The organism is Enterobacter cloacae complex sp. IR53030, from assembly GCF_049238365.1.
Taxonomy (GTDB): Bacteria; Pseudomonadota; Gammaproteobacteria; order Enterobacterales; family Enterobacteriaceae; genus Enterobacter; species Enterobacter kobei.
Genome location: NZ_JBMKHA010000010.1, coordinates 113,253 through 131,060, shown reverse-complemented (window position 1 = coordinate 131,060; position 17,808 = coordinate 113,253). Strand labels below are relative to the sequence as shown.

Annotated in this window: 13 protein-coding genes; 9 read left to right on the top strand and 4 right to left on the bottom strand. The window is 58.3% G+C overall.

What is annotated here, in order from left to right; translation table 11 throughout:
• Positions 1–9 precede the first annotated feature (9 nt).
• From iscA to sseB, 7 genes are all read left to right on the top strand, one after another.
• Positions 10–333, top strand: a complete 324-nt coding sequence (gene iscA, locus ACOTXR_RS12525; protein ID WP_003860659.1) for an iron-sulfur cluster assembly protein IscA — start codon at positions 10–12, stop codon at positions 331–333.
• Between the two features lie 76 nt (positions 334–409).
• A complete protein-coding gene (hscB, locus tag ACOTXR_RS12520; RefSeq protein WP_003860657.1) occupies positions 410–925 on the top strand; it encodes a co-chaperone HscB in 516 nt (171 codons plus the stop codon).
• Between the two features lie 14 nt (positions 926–939).
• On the top strand, positions 940–2,790 hold the full coding sequence (hscA, locus tag ACOTXR_RS12515; protein WP_058691203.1) for a Fe-S protein assembly chaperone HscA: 1,851 nt from the start codon (positions 940–942) through the stop codon (positions 2,788–2,790).
• A gap of 1 nt (position 2,791) precedes the next feature.
• On the top strand, positions 2,792–3,127 hold the full coding sequence (fdx, locus tag ACOTXR_RS12510; protein WP_003860652.1) for an ISC system 2Fe-2S type ferredoxin: 336 nt from the start codon (positions 2,792–2,794) through the stop codon (positions 3,125–3,127).
• Position 3,128: 1 nt separating this feature from the next.
• Positions 3,129–3,329: a Fe-S cluster assembly protein IscX gene (gene iscX, locus ACOTXR_RS12505; protein ID WP_014171178.1), complete on the top strand. Its 201-nt coding sequence runs from the start codon at positions 3,129–3,131 to the stop codon at positions 3,327–3,329.
• 53 nt (positions 3,330–3,382) lie between these two features.
• On the top strand, positions 3,383–4,669 hold the full coding sequence (pepB, locus tag ACOTXR_RS12500) for an aminopeptidase PepB (RefSeq protein WP_045268352.1): 1,287 nt from the start codon (positions 3,383–3,385) through the stop codon (positions 4,667–4,669).
• Positions 4,670–4,765: 96 nt separating this feature from the next.
• Positions 4,766–5,542, top strand: a complete 777-nt coding sequence (sseB, locus tag ACOTXR_RS12495; RefSeq protein WP_058691204.1) for an enhanced serine sensitivity protein SseB — start codon at positions 4,766–4,768, stop codon at positions 5,540–5,542.
• Positions 5,543–5,558: 16 nt separating this feature from the next.
• On the opposite strand, the gene ACOTXR_RS12490 is transcribed toward sseB, so the two are convergent.
• The 4 genes from ACOTXR_RS12490 to ACOTXR_RS12475 all read right to left on the bottom strand — a co-directional run bounded on the left by ACOTXR_RS12490 (position 5,559) and on the right by ACOTXR_RS12475 (position 10,189).
• Entirely contained in the window at positions 5,559–6,329 is a 771-nt protein-coding gene (locus tag ACOTXR_RS12490) for a MurR/RpiR family transcriptional regulator (protein WP_014884822.1), read from the bottom strand.
• Positions 6,329–7,174: a 3-mercaptopyruvate sulfurtransferase gene (gene sseA / locus ACOTXR_RS12485; RefSeq protein ID WP_058691205.1), complete on the bottom strand. Its 846-nt coding sequence runs from the start codon at positions 7,172–7,174 to the stop codon at positions 6,329–6,331. The genes ACOTXR_RS12490 and sseA overlap by 1 nt, the downstream gene beginning before the upstream one ends.
• Before the next feature lie 90 nt (positions 7,175–7,264).
• Positions 7,265–8,632, bottom strand: coding sequence for a 6-phospho-alpha-glucosidase (locus ACOTXR_RS12480; protein WP_023331083.1), 1,368 nt, complete (start codon positions 8,630–8,632; stop codon positions 7,265–7,267).
• 12 nt (positions 8,633–8,644) lie between these two features.
• Positions 8,645–10,189, bottom strand: a complete 1,545-nt coding sequence (locus ACOTXR_RS12475; protein WP_050862355.1) for a PTS transporter subunit EIIC — start codon at positions 10,187–10,189, stop codon at positions 8,645–8,647.
• Positions 10,190–10,476: 287 nt separating this feature from the next.
• Between ACOTXR_RS12475 and ACOTXR_RS12470 the strand changes: the two genes are divergently transcribed.
• Complete coding sequence (locus ACOTXR_RS12470; RefSeq protein WP_078309312.1) at positions 10,477–15,429, top strand: alpha-2-macroglobulin family protein; 4,953 nt, start codon at positions 10,477–10,479, stop codon at positions 15,427–15,429.
• Between the two features lies 1 nt (position 15,430).
• Positions 15,431–17,758 (top strand): peptidoglycan glycosyltransferase PbpC, encoded by a 2,328-nt coding sequence (pbpC, locus tag ACOTXR_RS12465; protein WP_058691207.1) that lies wholly within the window; start codon positions 15,431–15,433, stop codon positions 17,756–17,758.
• The last annotated feature ends 50 nt before the right edge of the window (positions 17,759–17,808 follow it).

The window sequence follows — 17,808 nt, the reverse complement described above, 5'->3', positions numbered from 1 at the left end:
GGTTTGAGTATGTCGATTACCCTTAGCGACAGCGCTGCCGCGCGAGTAAGCTCTTTTCTGGCGAACCGTGGTAAAGGCTTTGGCCTGCGACTGGGCGTACGTACCTCCGGCTGTTCTGGTATGGCTTACGTACTGGAGTTTGTTGACGAGCCGGCGTCTGATGACACCGTGTTTGAAGACAAGGGCGTGAAGGTGGTGGTCGATGGCAAAAGCCTGCAATTCCTCAACGGCACTCAGCTGGACTTCGTCAAAGAAGGCCTGAACGAAGGGTTCAAATTCACGAACCCGAACGTCAAAGACGAGTGTGGTTGCGGCGAAAGCTTCCACGTTTAACCGCGCGTCATCCTAAACCCCACCGTGGCTTTGCTGCGCGTGGGGTTTGTTCTAACAGGCTACCCCTGAGATTGTTATGGATTACTTCACTCTCTTCGGACTACCCGCTCAATACCCGATCGATCTTCAGGCGCTGACGGTCCGTTTTCAGGATTTGCAGCGTCAGTATCATCCGGATAAATTCGCCAGCGGGACGCAGGCCGAGCAGTTGGCTGCAGTTTCGCACTCTGCCACCATTAACCAGGCCTGGCAGACGCTGCGTCATCCGCTGGCGCGTGCTGAATATCTGCTCTCGCTCCACGGTTTTGATCTGGCGAGCGAACAGCATACCGTTCGCGATACGGCGTTTCTGATGGAACAGCTGGAGCTGCGCGAAGAGCTGGATGAGATTGAACAGGCCAAAGACGAAGCGCGCCTGGAAAGCTTTATCACGCGCGTGAAGGGTATGTTTGATACCCGCCATCAGCAGATGGTGGAGCAACTGAACAACGAGACCTGGGACGTGGCGGCAGACACTGTGCGCAAACTCCGTTTTCTCGATAAACTGCGAAGCAGTGCTGAACAACTCGAAGAAAAGCTGCTCGATTTTTAATTTCGGAAGCAATTATGGCCTTATTACAAATTAGTGAGCCTGGCTTAAGTGCCGCACCGCACCAGCGTCGTCTGGGGGTGGGTATTGACCTGGGCACCACCAATTCTCTCGTGGCGACCGTGCGTAGCGGCCAGGCGGAAACGCTGGCTGACGAGCAGGGCCGCCATCTGCTGCCTTCCGTGGTCCACTACCAGCAGCAGGGTCACGCGGTAGGCTACGACGCGCGCGCCAACGCCGCGCGCGATCCGGCCAACACCATCAGCTCGGTTAAGCGCATGATGGGCCGTTCGCTGGCCGATATTCAGACCCGTTACCCGCATCTGCCGTATCAGCTTCAGGCCAGTGAAAACGGCCTGCCGATGATCGCGACCGAGGCTGGTCTGCTGAACCCGATCCGTGTTTCTTCGGACATCCTGAAGGTGCTGGCAGCGCGCGCTACGGCGACGCTCGGCGGCGATCTCGACGGCGTGGTGATTACCGTTCCGGCCTATTTTGACGATGCACAGCGTCAGGGCACCAAGGACGCCGCCCGTCTGGCGGGCCTGCACGTATTACGCCTGCTGAACGAACCGACGGCGGCGGCCATTGCCTACGGCCTCGACTCCGGTCAGGAAGGGGTGATTGCCGTTTACGACCTCGGCGGCGGTACCTTTGATATCTCCATCCTGCGCTTAAGCCGTGGCGTATTTGAAGTGCTGGCGACCGGCGGGGATTCCGCGCTGGGCGGCGATGACTTCGACCATCTGCTGGCGGATTACATTCGTGAGCAGGCGGGGATTGCCGATCGCAGCGATGCGCGCGTCCAGCGTGAACTGCTGGATGCCGCCATCGACGCCAAAATTGCCCTCAGCGATGCGCAGACGGTTACCGTGAACGTGGCGGGCTGGCAGGGTGAAATCTCCCGTGACCAGTTTAACGATCTGATCGCACCTTTGGTGAAACGCACGCTGCTGGCCTGCCGTCGCGCATTGAAAGATGCGGGCGTTGAGGCTGACGAGGTGCTGGAAGTGGTCATGGTCGGCGGTTCTACCCGTGTGCCGCTGGTGCGCGAACGTGTAGGTGAGTTCTTTGGCCGCACGCCGCTGACCGCCATCGATCCGGACAAAGTGGTTGCCGTGGGTGCGGCCATTCAGGCCGATATTCTGGTCGGCAACAAGCCGGACAGTGAAATGCTGCTGCTGGACGTTATCCCGCTGTCCCTTGGTTTAGAAACCATGGGTGGCCTGGTGGAGAAAGTCATCCCGCGTAACACCACCATTCCGGTGGCGCGCGCGCAGGAGTTCACCACCTTTAAAGACGGCCAGACTGCGATGTCCATCCACGTCATGCAGGGCGAACGCGAACTGGTGCAGGACTGCCGCTCTCTGGCGCGCTTTGCACTGCGCGGTATCCCGGCATTGCCAGCGGGCGGGGCGCATATTCGCGTTACCTTCCAGGTTGATGCGGACGGCCTGCTGAGCGTCACGGCGATGGAAAAATCCACCGGCGTGGAATCGTCCATCCAGGTGAAGCCGTCCTACGGCCTGACCGATGGCGAGATCGCCTCCATGATTCAGGACTCAATGAGCTACGCCGAGCAGGATGTGAAGGCGCGTATGCTGGCGGAACAGAAAGTGGAAGCCGCACGCGTGCTGGAAAGCCTGACCGGGGCACTCAATGCCGATGCCGCGCTGTTAAGCGCCGCTGAGCGTCAGGTGATTGACGAGGCTGCCGCGCACTTAAGCGTCGTCGCCATGGGCAGTGATGCTGACGCAATAGAAGAAGCCATTAAAAACGTTGATAAACAAACCCAGGACTTCGCCGCTCGCCGCATGGACAAATCCGTCCGCGTCGCGCTGAAAGGCCAGTCCGTGGACGAGGTTTAATATGCCAAAGATTGTTATTTTGCCTCATGCGGACCTGTGTCCGGATGGCGCTGTTCTGGAAGCGAAGACCGGTGAAACCATTCTCGATGTTGCCCTGCGCGCAGGTATCGAAGTGGAACACGCCTGTGAAAAATCCTGTGCCTGCACTACCTGTCACTGCATCGTGCGTGAAGGTTTTGACTCGCTCGCCGAAAGCACCGAAGACGAAGACGACATGCTGGATAAAGCATGGGGTCTGGAGCCAGACAGCCGCTTAAGCTGCCAGGCCGCGGTGACCGACGAAGATCTGGTCGTGGAATTCCCACGCTACACTATCAACCACGCACGCGAGCATTAATATGGGACTGAAGTGGACAGACAGCCGTGAGATCGGCGAAGCGCTCTACGACGCGAACCCGGATCTCGATCCGAAAACCGTACGATTCACCGACATGCACCAGTGGATCTGCGATTTAGACGATTTCGACGACGATCCAAACGCATCCAATGAAAAAATTCTGGAGGCGATTCTGTTAGTCTGGTTAGATGAAGCAGAGTAAATCACTTAACGGGCTGCCTTCAGGCGGCCCGTTTGCTAATAAGGATAAATAAAATGACCGAAGCGATGAAGATTACGCTCTCTACGCAGCCTGCCGACGCGCGCTGGGGCGAGAAAGCCAGCTACAGCATCAATAACGACGGTATTACCCTGCACCTGACGGGCAACGATGATTTGGGCCAGATCCAGCGCGCCGCGCGCAAAATCGACGGTCTGGGGATCAAACATGTCTCGCTGGAAGGCGAAGGCTGGGACACCGACCGCAGCTGGGCATTCTGGGCGGGGTACAAAGGTCCGAAAGGCACCCGCAAAATTGAGTGGGCAAACCTCGACGAAGCCGGTCAGAAAGAGCTGGAAAGCCGCCTGCAGATCATCGACTGGGTACGCGACACCATCAACGCCCCGGCGGAAGAGTTAGGTCCTGAGCAGCTGGCGCAGCGCGCCGTTGACCTGCTGTGCGGCGTGGCGGGCGACAAAATGTCCTACCGTATTACCAAAGGTGAAGACCTGCGCGAGCAGAACTATATGGGTATCCACACCGTAGGCCGTGGCTCTGAGCGACCTCCGGTCCTGCTGGCGCTGGATTACAACCCAACCGGCGATAAAGAAGCGCCTGTCTTTGCCTGCCTGGTCGGCAAAGGCATTACTTTTGACACCGGCGGCTACAGCCTGAAGCAGAGCGCCTTCATGGACTCCATGAAGTCCGACATGGGCGGCGCGGCAACCATTACTGGTGCGCTGGCGTTCGCGATTACCCGCGGCCTGAACAAGCGCGTGAAGCTTTACCTGTGCTGCGCCGACAACATGGTCAGCGGCAATGCCTTCAAGCTGGGCGACATCATTCGCTATCGCAACGGCAAAAATGTTGAAGTGATGAACACCGATGCCGAAGGCCGCCTGGTGCTGGCTGATGGCCTGATTGACGCCTCTGCGCAGAAACCTGAGCTGATTATCGACATGGCGACCCTGACCGGTGCGGCGAAAACCGCCCTGGGGAACGACTACCATGCGCTGTTCAGCTTCGATGACAAGCTGGCCGCACGCCTGCTGGCAAGCGCTGCTGCGGAAAACGAGCCATTCTGGCGTCTGCCGCTGGCCGAGTTCCACCGCAGCCAGCTGCCGTCCAACTTTGCCGAGCTGAATAACACCGCAAGCGCGGCGTATCCGGCAGGGGCAAGTACCGCAGCAGGCTTCCTGTCTCACTTCGTTGAGAACTATCACGAAGGCTGGCTGCACATCGACTGCTCCGCAACCTACCGTAAAGCAGCGGTAGAACAGTGGTCCGCGGGTGCGACCGGTCTGGGCGTGCGTACCGTGGCGAACCTGCTGACGGCTGAGTAACCTTTTTTGCCGGGTGGCGCTACGCTTACCCGGCCTACAAAACCCGTAGGCCCGTGCAAGCGTAGCGCCGCCGGGCAATTGTGAAGTAGCCAAACTATGTCCGAAACCAAAAACGAATTAGAAACTCTGCTGGAACAGGCGGCCACCGAGCCCGCTCACCGTCCGGCATTTTTCCGCACGTTGCTGGAATCTACCGTCTGGGTGCCAGGCACCGCGGCGGAAGGTGAGCAGGTTGTGGAAGACAGCGCGCTGGATCTGCTGCACTGGGAGAAAGACGACGGCTCTTCAGTGATCCCGTTCTTTTCCTCACTGGAAGCGCTGCAGGAAGCTGTGGAAGATGAACAGGCATTCGTGGTGATGCCGGTGCGTACGCTGTTTGAAATGACGTTGGGCCAGACCCTGTTCCTCAACGCCAAACTGCCAACCGGGAAAGAGTTCACCCCGCGTGAAATCAGTCACCTGATGGGTGAAGAGGGCAATCCGCTCAGCACTCAGGAAGTGCTGGAAGGGGGGGAAACGCTGCTGCTCTCCGAAGTGGCCGAGCCGCCCGCGCAGATGATTGATTCCCTGACCACGCTCTTCAAAACGCTCAAGCCCGTCAGGCGCGCATTCCTCTGCTCCATTAAAGAAAATGCCGACGAGCAACCAGTGCTGCTGATCGGTATTGAAGCAGATGGCGATATCGACGACATCATTCAGGCGGCGGGAAGCGTGGCGACCGACACGCTGCCGGGCGACGAGCCGATTGATATCTGCCAGGTGACGAAAGGTGAGAAGGGCATCAGCCATTTTATTACCGAGCACATCACGCCGTTTTATGAGCGTCGCTGGGGCGGGTTCCTGCGCGATCTCAAAACCAACCGCATTATCTGATGACGCGGGGTGAACTTCACCCCGTTGCTTCCAGCAGCAGTAAATCCATCAGCAGCACCAGATTCGACTCAAATGACGTCACGCCTGCTGCTTCAGCAGCGAAATGTACCGCTTCGTCATAGAGGGCAAAGTGTACGTCCGCCATCCCCGCCAGCGTATTGGCCGAGGCGCGGGTAAACGCGACGACGGTCATCCCGACGTTTTTGGCAATTCGCGCTTTATCCAGCACCTGCTCCGTTTCGCCGCTGCGTGAAACGGCAATGAACACCTGATAGCGGGCGGCGTTGCTGAGAAAAATGTTCCGGCTGTCCCCCGGCCCGGAGATAAATGCCGTTTTGCCCAACACCTGCAATTTCTTGGTCAGGTATTCGGCAAACAGATAGGAAAACCCGGCACCGTAGAGAAAAAAGCTCTCTTTCTGGCGCAGCAGATTGGCAAACTGCTGGCGTTTGTCCTGGGTGACCCACTGAAAAGTTTGCTGATAGTTGGCGATGAATTGATTAAAAAGGGCAGGCAGCTCAGGGAGCGATTGCCCCTGAACGGCGATATGCGGCGTGTCAGAAAGCAGCTGCTTGCAGTGCCAGATAAACTCGCTAAAACCGCTGAACCCCAGCTTCTGACACAGCCGCATAATGGTGGCGGTAGAAACAAATGTCGCCTGCGCCAGCTCGCGCACCGTGATATTGCCCACCAGCAGCGGATGCTCCGTGAGGTGGGCGAGGACGCGATACTCCGCGCGGGTCAGTGACGCCCCGCGCGTTAACAGCGTGGCCAGGCGGTTATCCATTATTTTGCCGGTTCAACCGGCAGATCGTCTCGCGCACCCCATTCGCTCCAGGCGCCGTCGTAAAGAGTGACGTCGTTAACCCCGAGGGTGGCAAGTGCCAGAATCACCACGCAGGCCGTTACGCCGGAACCGCAGCTGGCAATGATCGGACGATGTAAATCCACACCCGCACGGTCAAAAATGGCGCGCAGTTCATCGGTGGTTTTCAGCTCCCCTTCAAAAACCAGATCGCCCCACGGCACGTTCAGCGCGCCCGGAATATGTCCACGCTTCAGACCCGGACGCGGTTCATCCGCTTCGGCATTAAAGCGAGGAGCAGGACGGGCATCGACAATTTGCGCCGTCTTCTCGTGGCTAACGACCAGTACGTCAGTCAGACGTTTGACGACGTGTGCGTCAAATGTGGCATCAAAATCACCTTCCGGCAGCGTGACATCACCCTGCTGAAGCGGCAGGTCATCACGCTTCCAGCCCGCCAGACCGCCTGCCAGAATTGATACTTTCTCTACGCCAAACTGTTTTAACATCCACCACGCGCGCGGTGCGGAAAAGAGGTTGCCCTCATCGTAAACAACCAGATGCTTGTCCCGGCTCACGCCCAGCTCGCGCATCGCCACGGAAAAGGCTTCCGGGCGCGGCAGCATGTGCGGCAGGGGAGAGTTGTGATCGGAGAGGGCTTCAATATCAAAAAATACCGCGCTAGGCAGATGGCCGGCACGGTATTCACCGGGAACATCGCGGTGCTCCTGCCCCGGAGGGGCCATCCGCGCGTCAATAATCTGGACTTCCGGGTCGTCGCCGTGCTCAATCAGCCAGTCGGCGGCGACAAAATATGAGGTGGACATGGGATGCCTCCATTCTTTTCCGTAAAAAAGGATTGTCGGTGTTTTTTATGACACCGACAAGCAAACCACGTTCAACTCGCGAGCAAGCCCCTATTTTTTCACCGTTTCGCCATTCTGCCAGGCCTTTTGCAGCGCGGGCCAGTAGTCGCGGTTGGCTTCGATCATCTCATCCAGAATTGCTTTCGCGTGCGCCATGGTCGGCACGGTGCGGTTCAGGGTGAAGGCCTGCAGGGCTTTCTCATAACTGCCTTCGATGGTCGCCTCCACCAGCAGCTGTTCGGATGCCAGCTGCTGTTGCAGCAGGGTCTGATGGAAAAGCGGCACCCGACCGATGCGCACAGGCTCTGGTCCTTCGGAGGTGATATAGGCGGGCACTTCCACCATCGCATCGTATGGCAGGTTGGTAATCGCCCCGCGGTTTTCCACCATCACCAGATGGCGGCTGCGCAGGTTAAAGGCCAGCGAGCAGGCCACGTCGACGATAAACTCGCCGTGGACGCCCACGTGGAAGGCATCCGGCAGGATCCCGGTGCGCTTGTACTCTTGCGCAGCAGCAAAGAGTTTTTTCTCACGCCCGTCCATCACTTCGTTAGCGCGGGTATAGTCCGGGTTCTGATGCTCCACAATCTGGTTTGGCATCAGGTAATACTGCAGATACGGGTTCGGCAGGTACTCCGGGAAGTTATCCATGACGGGCTTGATGTTGCGCCAGGTCTTCACCCAGGAGGGATCGGAATGTTGCGGATCGGTTTTGGCGGCGTCTTCCGTCAACAGGCCAAACTTCGCGATATGTTTGCGCAGTTCGGGCAGCTTGTCTTCGCCGTCCACCAGCACGCGGGTAAACCAGCCGAAGTGGTTCAGGCCGAAATAGTCCACCTCCAGCTTGTGGCGATCCACGCCCAGAATGGCGCCCATATTGCGCATTGCGGCGACGGGCATATCGCAGATGTTCAGCACCCGCGCGTTCGGGCGCAGGCGGCGCACGCCTTCCGCCACTATCGCTGCCGGGTTGGAGTAGTTCACGATCCAGGCTTTTTCATGCGCGTAGCGATCCACCCGATCGATAAGCTCGACCATCGGCAGGATCGTGCGCAGTCCGTACGCCAGGCCGCCGGGACCGCAAGTCTCCTGGCCGACCACGCCGTGCCGCAGTGGGATCTTCTCATCCTGCTCGCGCATTTTATACTGACCGACCCGCATCTGGGCGAAGACGAAATGTGCGCCGCTGAACGCCACTTCCGGGTCAGTGGTGACGGTGAATTTGATGCTTTCACTGTGGTCACGAATCACTTTCTCAACCACCGGCGCGATGGTGTTCTGACGCGCCTCGTCGATGTCATAGAGGCGGATTTCGGCCAGCGGGAAGTCATGCAGACGTACCATCAGGCTTTTCACAATACCCGGCGTGTAGGTGCTGCCGCCACCGGCAATCGACAGAATAAAGGGGGGTGTAAACATCTTTAGCTCCTTTCAGAGAAACGTCTCAACGGCTTCTCGCATTTTTTTGACATGCAGCCCGTAGACCACCTGAACGTTGTTACCTTGTTTGATGACCCCTTTCGCGCCGGTCGCTTTCAGGCGCGGCTCGTCGATGATGTCGACGTCCTTCACCGTGACGCGTAAGCGGGTATAGCAGTTATCCACAACCTCAATATTCTCCCTGCCGCCGAGTCCCACTACGATGGACTCACCCAGCCCGTCGTTATTGCCCCTCGCCTGGTACTCCTGCTTGCTGTAGAGACGTGTCTCCTGATCCTCATCCTCACGGCCTGGGGTCTTCATGTTGAAGCGCAGAATAAGGAAGCGGAACACCGTGAAGTAGAGGGAAAACATGATCAGCCCTACCAGGATGTACATTGGCCAGTTGGATTTCTCCGTGCCGAGCGGCAGGTTGTAGAGAATGAAATCAATGATCCCGTTGGCACCGATGGCGTGAACGCCAAATAGCGAGAACAGCATCATGCCGATGCCGGTCAGCACCGCGTGAACCACGAACAGCAGCGGTGCGACGAACAGGAAGGAGAACTCAATCGGCTCGGTGACGCCGACCAGCAGCGAGGTCAGCGCCGCCGGGATCAAAATGGCTTTCGCAACGGCTTTGCGTTCCGGTTTTGCGGTCATATACATCGCCAGCGCGGCGGCGGGCAGGCCGAACATTTTGCTGATGCCGCGCGCGTCCCACACCACAGTGCTGCTGAGCTGCTTCACCTCCGGGCAGGCCATTTCGGCGAAGTAGATATTGCGCGCGCCCTGATAGGTTGCGCCGCACACCTCCTGCGTCCCCCCGAGTTCGGTATAGAGGAACGGGGTATAAACCAGATGATGCAGGCCAGTCGGTACCAGAATGCGCTCAAGGAAACCGTAAATGGCTACGCCGAACGGGCCTGAGCCTTTAATGGCCAGCGCCAGCGCGCTAATCCCGTGCTGAGCGTACGGCCAGAGTTCGCTCATTACCACGCCGAGCAGCATGGAGACGGGCAGCATCACAATCGCGACAAAGCAGTGGCCGGAGTAAATCGCCATCGCACCGTTAAACTGTACGCCGGAATATTTGTTGTACAGGTAGCCGGAGAGCGCCCCGGTCAGGATCCCGGCGAAAACACCCATCTCCAGCACCTGAACGCCAAGCACCATGCTTTGACCCGCGGCTTTCATCTGCCCGGCAGGCGCCAGCTCACCCTGAAGCTGTAACGTTACGTTCATGGCGTTGATAAACACCACGAAGGTCACCAGACCAATCAGCGCCGCGTAGCCTTTATCGCGCGTGGCCAGGCCAATCGGGATCCCGACGGCAAACACCAGCGCCAGGTTGACCAGCACCGACACGGCGGATTTGGCGATCAGCTGGCCGATACTCTGAATGAGCGGATGGCCAAGAAACGGCAGGTACTCGGCCAGGTTGCCGTTACCCAATACGTTACCAAAGGCGATAAACAGACCGACGATCGGTAAGATAAGTACGGGACCGTACAATGATTTTCCGAAATTTTGTAGGGCGTTCACGGCTCGTTTCATGGCTTTCTCTCTTATTGAACCGCGCACTCGGGGTGCGTCATGGTCATAAAACTAGCAGGCTCCTGATGCTTTTATCCAGCTATCTTATTGTTTTAAAAACAAATGACGTGAAAGGTAACATGTGACGTTATGCTCTGTGATCGCGGTTCCACCTCCACGCCGCCGGACATGGCGATTCTGCGAGGCGCTTTCAAGATTCTAAAATTGGACTTTTTGTATAAACGAAACTTGCGGATAATACTTATCCGGACGACGACCAACAGGCCCCCTCAGGCCAGGGACAAAGGATGAAACCGTTTCGCTTAGCCGCGATCTCTCTCGCGCTGCTTACCACATTTACGCTTGTCGGCTGTGACAACAGCGACGATAAATCTCAGACTGCGGCTCCCGCAGCATCCACCACATCAACCCCGAAAGCGGCTGAAAAGCCTGATGCAGAAAAACTGGCAAAACTGGCGGCACAGAGCCAGGGCAAAGCATTAACCCTACTGGATGCCTCTGAAGTACAGCTGGACGGCGCCGCCACGCTGGTGTTGACCTTCTCTGTTCCGTTGAATCCCGACCAGGATTTCGCGAAAACAGTGCATGTCGTGGATAAGAAAAGTGGCAAGGTTGACGGGGCGTGGGAACTTGCGCCTAACCTGAAAGAGCTTCGCCTGCGTCATCTGGAGCCCAACCGTAATCTGGTTGTCACCGTCGAACGTGGTTTACAGGCGCTGAACAAAGCAACGTTCGACATTGATTATGAAAAAGCGATCACCACCCGGGATGTCGAACCGACGGTCGGTTTTGCCAGCCGCGGATCGCTGCTGCCGGGCAAAGTGGTGGAAGGGCTGCCGGTGATGGCGCTCAACGTCAACAATGTGGACGTCAATTTCTACCGCGTGAAGCCGGAATCGCTGGCTTCCTTTGTCAGTCAGTGGGAGTACCGTAACTCCCTGACCAACTGGGAATCCGACAACCTGCTGAAGATGGCGGAACTGGTTTATACCGGTCGCTTTGATCTCAATCCGGCGCGCAATACCCGTGAAAAACTGCTCCTGCCGCTCAAGGATATCAAGCCGCTCCAGCAGTCTGGCGTCTATATCGCGGTCATGAACCAGGCCGGACACTACAACTACAGCAATGCCGCAACCCTCTTTACCCTGAGCGATGTCGGGTTATCCGCTCACCGTTACCACAACCGCCTGGACATCTTTACCCAGAGTCTGGAAAACGGTGCGGCGCAGTCCGGTGTCACCGTCACGCTGCTGAATGACAAAGGGCAGACCCTTGCCGAGGCGAAAAGCGATGCGGACGGTCATGCGACGCTTGAAACCGACAAAGAGGCCGCGCTGATTCTGGCGAGCAAAGATGGCCAGACCACGCTGCTTGATCTCAAACTTCCGGCGCTCGATCTGGCGGAGTTTGATATCGCCGGTAATCCGGGCTACAGCAAGCAGTTCTTTATGTTTGGTCCGCGCGATCTCTATCGTCCGGGTGAAACCGTGATCCTCAACGGCTTACTGCGCGACAGCGACGGAAAGCCGCTCCCCGACCAGCCTGTGAAGCTTGACGTGTTGCGTCCGGATGGACAGGTGGCGCGCACGATGGTCGTTAAGCCAGAAAACGGGCTCTATCGTTTTAACTATCCGCTGGATAGCGGTGCGCAGACCGGCATGTGGCATATCCGCGCGAACACAGGTGATAACCAGCAGCGTCTGTGGGATTTCCACGTGGAAGATTTCATGCCTGAGCGTATGGCGCTGAATCTGACGGGTCAAAAAGCACCGGTTTCCCCGCAGGATGACGTGGACTTTAACGTAGTGGGCTATTACCTGTACGGTGCGCCCGCTAATGGGAATTCACTGCAGGGCCAGCTTTTCCTCCGCCCACTGCGTGAGGCCGTGCCTGCACTGCCAGGCTTCCAGTTTGGGGACATCGCTGAGGAAAACCTGAGCCGCAGTCTGGATGAAGTGCAGCTTACGCTGGACGAACAGGGGCGCGGGCAGGTTACGACTGAAAGCCAGTGGAAAGAAGTGCACTCGCCGCTACAGCTGATCCTGCAGGCCAGCCTGCTGGAGTCGGGCGGTCGCCCGGTGACGCGTCGCGCTGAGCAGGCCATCTGGCCGGCGGCTGAACTGCCGGGTATCCGTCCTCAGTTCGCCAGCAAGGCCGTATACGACTACCGCACGGATACCACCGTCAACCAACCCATTGTTGACGAAAACGGTAATGCCAGCTTTGACATCGTTTATGCCGATGCCAGCGGGGCGAAAAAAGCGGTATCCGGCTTACAGGTGCGCCTGATCCGCGAGCGCCGCGACTACTTCTGGAACTGGTCTGAGAGCGAAGGCTGGCAGTCTCAGTTCGATCAAAAGGATCTGGTTGAAGGTGAACAGGAGCTTAGCCTCAAGGCCGATGAAACCGGCAAGGTCACTTTCCCGGTGGAGTGGGGCTCATACCGTCTGGAGGTGAAAGCGCCTGATGAGATGGTCAGTAGCGTGCGCTTCTGGGCGGGATACAGCTGGCAGGATAACAGCGATGGCACGGGGGCAGCACGCCCTGACCGCGTGACGCTGAAGCTGGATAAACCCGCTTATCAGCCAGGCGATACCATCCAGCTGCATATCGCTGCACCCGCCGCAGGCAAGGGTTATGCCATGATCGAATCCAGCGAAGGGCCGCTGTGGTGGAAAGAGATCGACGTACCGGCAAACGGGCTCGATCTCTCGATTCCGGTCGATAAAGCCTGGAAACGTCACGATCTCTACCTCAGCACACTGGTGGTGCGCCCTGGGGATAAATCGAAATCCGCTACGCCGAAACGCGCGGTTGGTCTGCTGCATCTGCCGATGGGAGACGAAAATCGTCGCCTGAACATTGCGCTCGATAACCCGCAGAAAATGCGGCCAAATCAGACGCTCTCTGTGAAGGTGAAAGCCAGCGTGAAAGAGGGGGCGGTTCCACAGAAAGTGAACGTGCTGGTTTCGGCAGTGGACAGCGGTGTGCTGAACATTACCGATTACGTTACGCCAGATCCGTGGCAGGCGTTCTTCGGCCAGAAGCGCTACGGCGCGGATATCTACGATATCTACGGCCAGGTCATTGAAGGACAGGGCCGCATGGCGGCGCTGCGCTTCGGCGGTGATGGCGATGAACTGAAGCGCGGCGGCAAACCGCCGGTGAACCACGTCACCATTATTGCCCAGCAGGCTCAGCCGGTTATGCTGGATGCTAACGGGGAAGGTACCGTTACGCTGCCGATTGGGGACTTCAACGGCGAGCTGCGCCTGATGGCACAGGCCTGGACGGAAGATGATTTTGGCAGCAGTGAAAGCAAAGTTGTGGTGGCCGCACCGGTCATTACCGAGCTGAATACCCCGCGTTTCCTGGCGAGTGGAGATACCTCGCGCCTGACGCTGGATCTGACCAACCTTACCGACCAGCCGCAAACGCTGAACGTTGCCCTGACTGCGACAGGCAAACTGTCCCTGGAGGGCGCGCCGCCGCAGCCGGTTCAGCTGCCGCCGGGCGCGCGTAGCACCCTGTTTATTCCAGTACGTGCGCTGGAAGGCTATGGCGACGGTGAGGTGACGGCACAGGTTACCGGCCTGCAGCTTCCGGGCGAAACCTTCGCACCGCAGCAGAAAAGCTGGAAAATCGGTGTACGTCCGGCATTCCCGGCACAGACGGTCAATACCGGAGCGATGCTGAACCCGGGTGAATCCTGGACCGCACCGGCGCAGCATAGTAGCGGTTTCTCTCCCGCCACTCTGGAGGGGCAACTCCTGCTGAGCGGTAAACCACCGCTCAACCTGGCGCGCTATATTCGTGAACTGCAGGCGTATCCGTATGGCTGTCTGGAACAAACCACGAGTGGCCTGTTCCCGTCGCTCTACACCAACGCGGCGCAGCTCACCGCGCTTGGTATTAAGGGCGACACGGATGACAAGCGCCGTGCTGCCATTGATATTGGGATCTCGCGTCTGCTGCAGATGCAGCGCGAGGAGGGCGGTTTTGCGTTGTGGGATAAAAACGGCCCGGAAGAGTACTGGTTAACCGCCTATGTCACTGACTTCCTGGTGCGTGCAGGCGAGCAAGGCTACAGCGTGCCTGCCGAAGCCGTGAATAACGCCAATAGCCGCCTGCTGCGCTACCTGCAGGATCCGGGCATGATGTCCATTCGCTACAGCGACGACACCCAGGCCAGCAAATTTGCCGTACAGGCTTATGCCGCTCTGGTGCTGGCGCGCCAGCAAAAAGCACCGCTGGGTGCGCTGCGCGAAATCTGGGATCGTCACGCTCAGGCTGCTTCCGGGCTGCCGCTGATGCAGCTGGGTATGGCGCTCAAACTGATGGGCGATGCCCCACGCAGCCAGCAGGCACTGGACCTGGCGCTCAAAACGCCGCGTAACGACAGCAAAAACTGGATGGCCGATTACGGTAGTCAGTTGCGCGATAACGCGTTGATGCTCTCCCTGCTGGAAGAGTACAAGCTGCTGCCGGATGCGCAAAATACGTTGCTGAATGCGCTGTCTGAACAGGCTTTCAGCCAGCGCTGGCTGTCTACTCAGGAGAGTAATGCCCTCTTCCTGGCCGGACGTTCGCTGCAAACTCTGTCAGGTGCATGGCAGGCGAAAACCTCGCTGTCTGATACCGCCTCAGGCGGTGATACATCGTTGGTACAAAACGTCAACGGCGACCAGCTTGGTGCGCTGCAGGTGACCAATACCGGCACTTCGCCACTGTGGGTTCGCCTGGACAGCACGGGTTATCCGGAATATGCGCCTCAGCCGAGCTCGAACGTGCTGCAGGTTGAACGTCATATCCTGGCAACCGACGGCAGCAGTAAATCGCTCTCATCTCTGAAGAGCGGTGAACTGGTACTGGTGTGGCTTGAGGTGAAAGCCAGCCAGAACGTGCCGGATGCACTGGTGGTGGATCTTCTCCCGGCGGGTCTGGAGCTGGAAAACCAGAACCTGGCGAGCAGCAGCGCCAGCCTGCAGGACAGCGGCAGCGAGGTGCAAAACCTGCTGAGCCAGATGCAGCAGGCGGATATTCAGCATATGGAGTTCCGCGACGACCGCTTTGTGGCCGCTGTGCCGGTCAACGAAGGTCAGCCGGTCACACTGGTTTACCTGGCGCGCGCCGTCACACCGGGAATTTACCAGGTGCCGGTCCCGATGGTGGAGTCTATGTACGTTCCGCAGTGGCGGGCAACGGGTGCGGCCAGCGGCCCGCTGATTGTTGTTCCGTAATATGCTGAAAGCACGTCTGACACGCTCCCGCTGGCTCTGGCTGGCGGGAGCGCTTCTCATTTTATGGGGGCTGGTTTTCGCCGCCGACCGCCTGTGGCCGTTACCTCTGAAAGAGGTTAACCCCGCCCGGGTGGTGGTGGATGAGAACGGCACGCCGCTGTGGCGTTTTGCTGACGCGGAGGGCATCTGGCGCTATCCGGTGACCATTGAAGAGGTCTCTCCCCGCTATCTTGAGGCGCTAATCCAGTATGAAGATCGCTGGTTCTGGGATCATCCCGGCGTAAACCCACTCTCTGTCATGCGCGCCGCCTGGCAGGATCTCACCTCCGGGAGAGTGGTCTCGGGTGGAAGTACGCTTACCATGCAGGTGGCGCGCCTGCTGGATCCGCATCCGCGCACCTTCGGTGGAAAGATCCGTCAGCTCTGGCGGGCGATGCAGCTGGAGTGGCATCTCTCCAAACGCGATATTCTTACGCTGTATCTCAACCGTGCCCCGTTTGGCGGCACGCTGCAGGGGGTAGGGGCAGCAAGCTGGACCTATCTGGGGAAACCACCTTCGCAGCTTAGCTACTCCGATGCAGCGCTGCTGGCCGTACTGCCGCAGGCACCAAGTCGTCTGCGCCCGGACCGCTGGCCGGAGCGGGCCGAAGCGGCACGCAATAAAGTGCTCGACCGCATGATGACCCAGGGCGTCTGGTCAGAAAAACAGGTAAAAGAGTCCCGTGAAGAGCCGGTATGGCTGGCTCCCCGTCAGATGCCGCAGCTGGCGCCGCTTTTTGCTCGCATGATGCTCGGCAAAAGCCGCGACACAAAAATTGTCACCACGCTGGATGCCGGACTACAACGACAGCTGGAAGAGCTGGCGATGAACTGGAAATCCCGCCTGCCGGCACGCAGCTCGCTGGCGATGATTGTCGTGGATCATACGGATATGAAAGTGCGCGGCTGGGTCGGTTCGGTGGATATTAACGACGACAGTCGATTTAGCCATGTTGATATGGTCAATGCGATCCGATCGCCGGGATCGGTGCTGAAACCCTTTATTTACGGTATGGCGCTGGATGATGGCCTGATCCATCCCGCCTCATTGCTTCAGGACGTTCCTCGAAAAACCGGTGATTATCGCCCCGGAAATTTCGACAGCGGCTTCCACGGGCCGGTCAGCATGAGTGAAGCGCTGGTACGCTCCCTCAACCTGCCGGCGGTGCAGGTGCTGGAAGCCTACGGGCCAAAGCGTTTTGCCGGAATGCTGAGCAATGCCGGGCTGCCGCTGATCCTGCCTGCGGGGGCGCAACCGAATTTGTCGCTGATTTTGGGAGGTGCAGGCGCGCGGCTGGCCGATATCGCCGCTGCCTATAGCGCCTTTGCCCGACACGGCAAGGCGGGAAGGCTGCGCTTCCAGCCTGGCGACGCGCTTGTTGAGCGCCCGCTGTTATCGGCAGGTTCAGCGTGGATTATTCGCCGTATTCTCGCCAACGAGGCGCAGCCGCTGCCGGACAGTGCGCTACCGCAAATTGCGCCGCTGGCGTGGAAAACCGGCACCAGCTACGGCTACCGTGATGCCTGGGCAATAGGTCTGAACGCCCGTTACGTCATTGGCATCTGGACCGGACGACCGGACGGTACGCCCGTGGCCGGGCAGTTTGGTTTTGCCAGCGCGGTGCCGCTCCTGAATCAGATAAATAACCTGCTTCAGTCTCGCTCGACGGTAGACGAAGCCCGCCTGCCGCGCGATCCGCGTCCGGAGAGCGTCGGGCAGGGTGTGATCTGCTGGCCTGGCGGTCAGTCGCTGCCGGAAGGCAGTGAAAACTGTCGGCGTCGCCTTTCCACATGGTTGCTGGAAGGAAGTGAGCCGCCTACGCTGCTTTTACCGGAACAGGAAGGTATTCGCGGCATTCGTTTCCCGGTCTGGTTTGATAAAACGGGTAAGCGTGTTGCAGCAGATTGCCCGGATGCCACGGAGAAAATCCTCGATGTCTGGCCGCTGCCGCTGGAGTCGTGGCTGCCAGCAGCAGAAAAAAGGGCGGCGCGTCTTCCTGCGAAATCAACAGTCTGTCCGCCTCTGGATAATAACAATGCGGCACCGCTGATGATTTCGGGAATCAGAGAGGGAGCTGTGATTAAGCGACTCCCGGGTGAAGGAAATGTGACGCTTTCTGTCAGTACGACAGGTGGAGAAGGTGAGCGCTGGTGGTTTTTAAACGGAGAACCGTTAAAAGGACGGAATTATAATTATTCATTAAAATTATATTTGCCGGGTAATTATCAATTATTTGTGATGGATGGGGCTGGACAAACGGCGACGGTAAATTTCGAGCTGGGCCGTTAAGTTTTACCCCTAAAGCGTTAGCTTGATAATTATCAACATTCGTTCCTGAA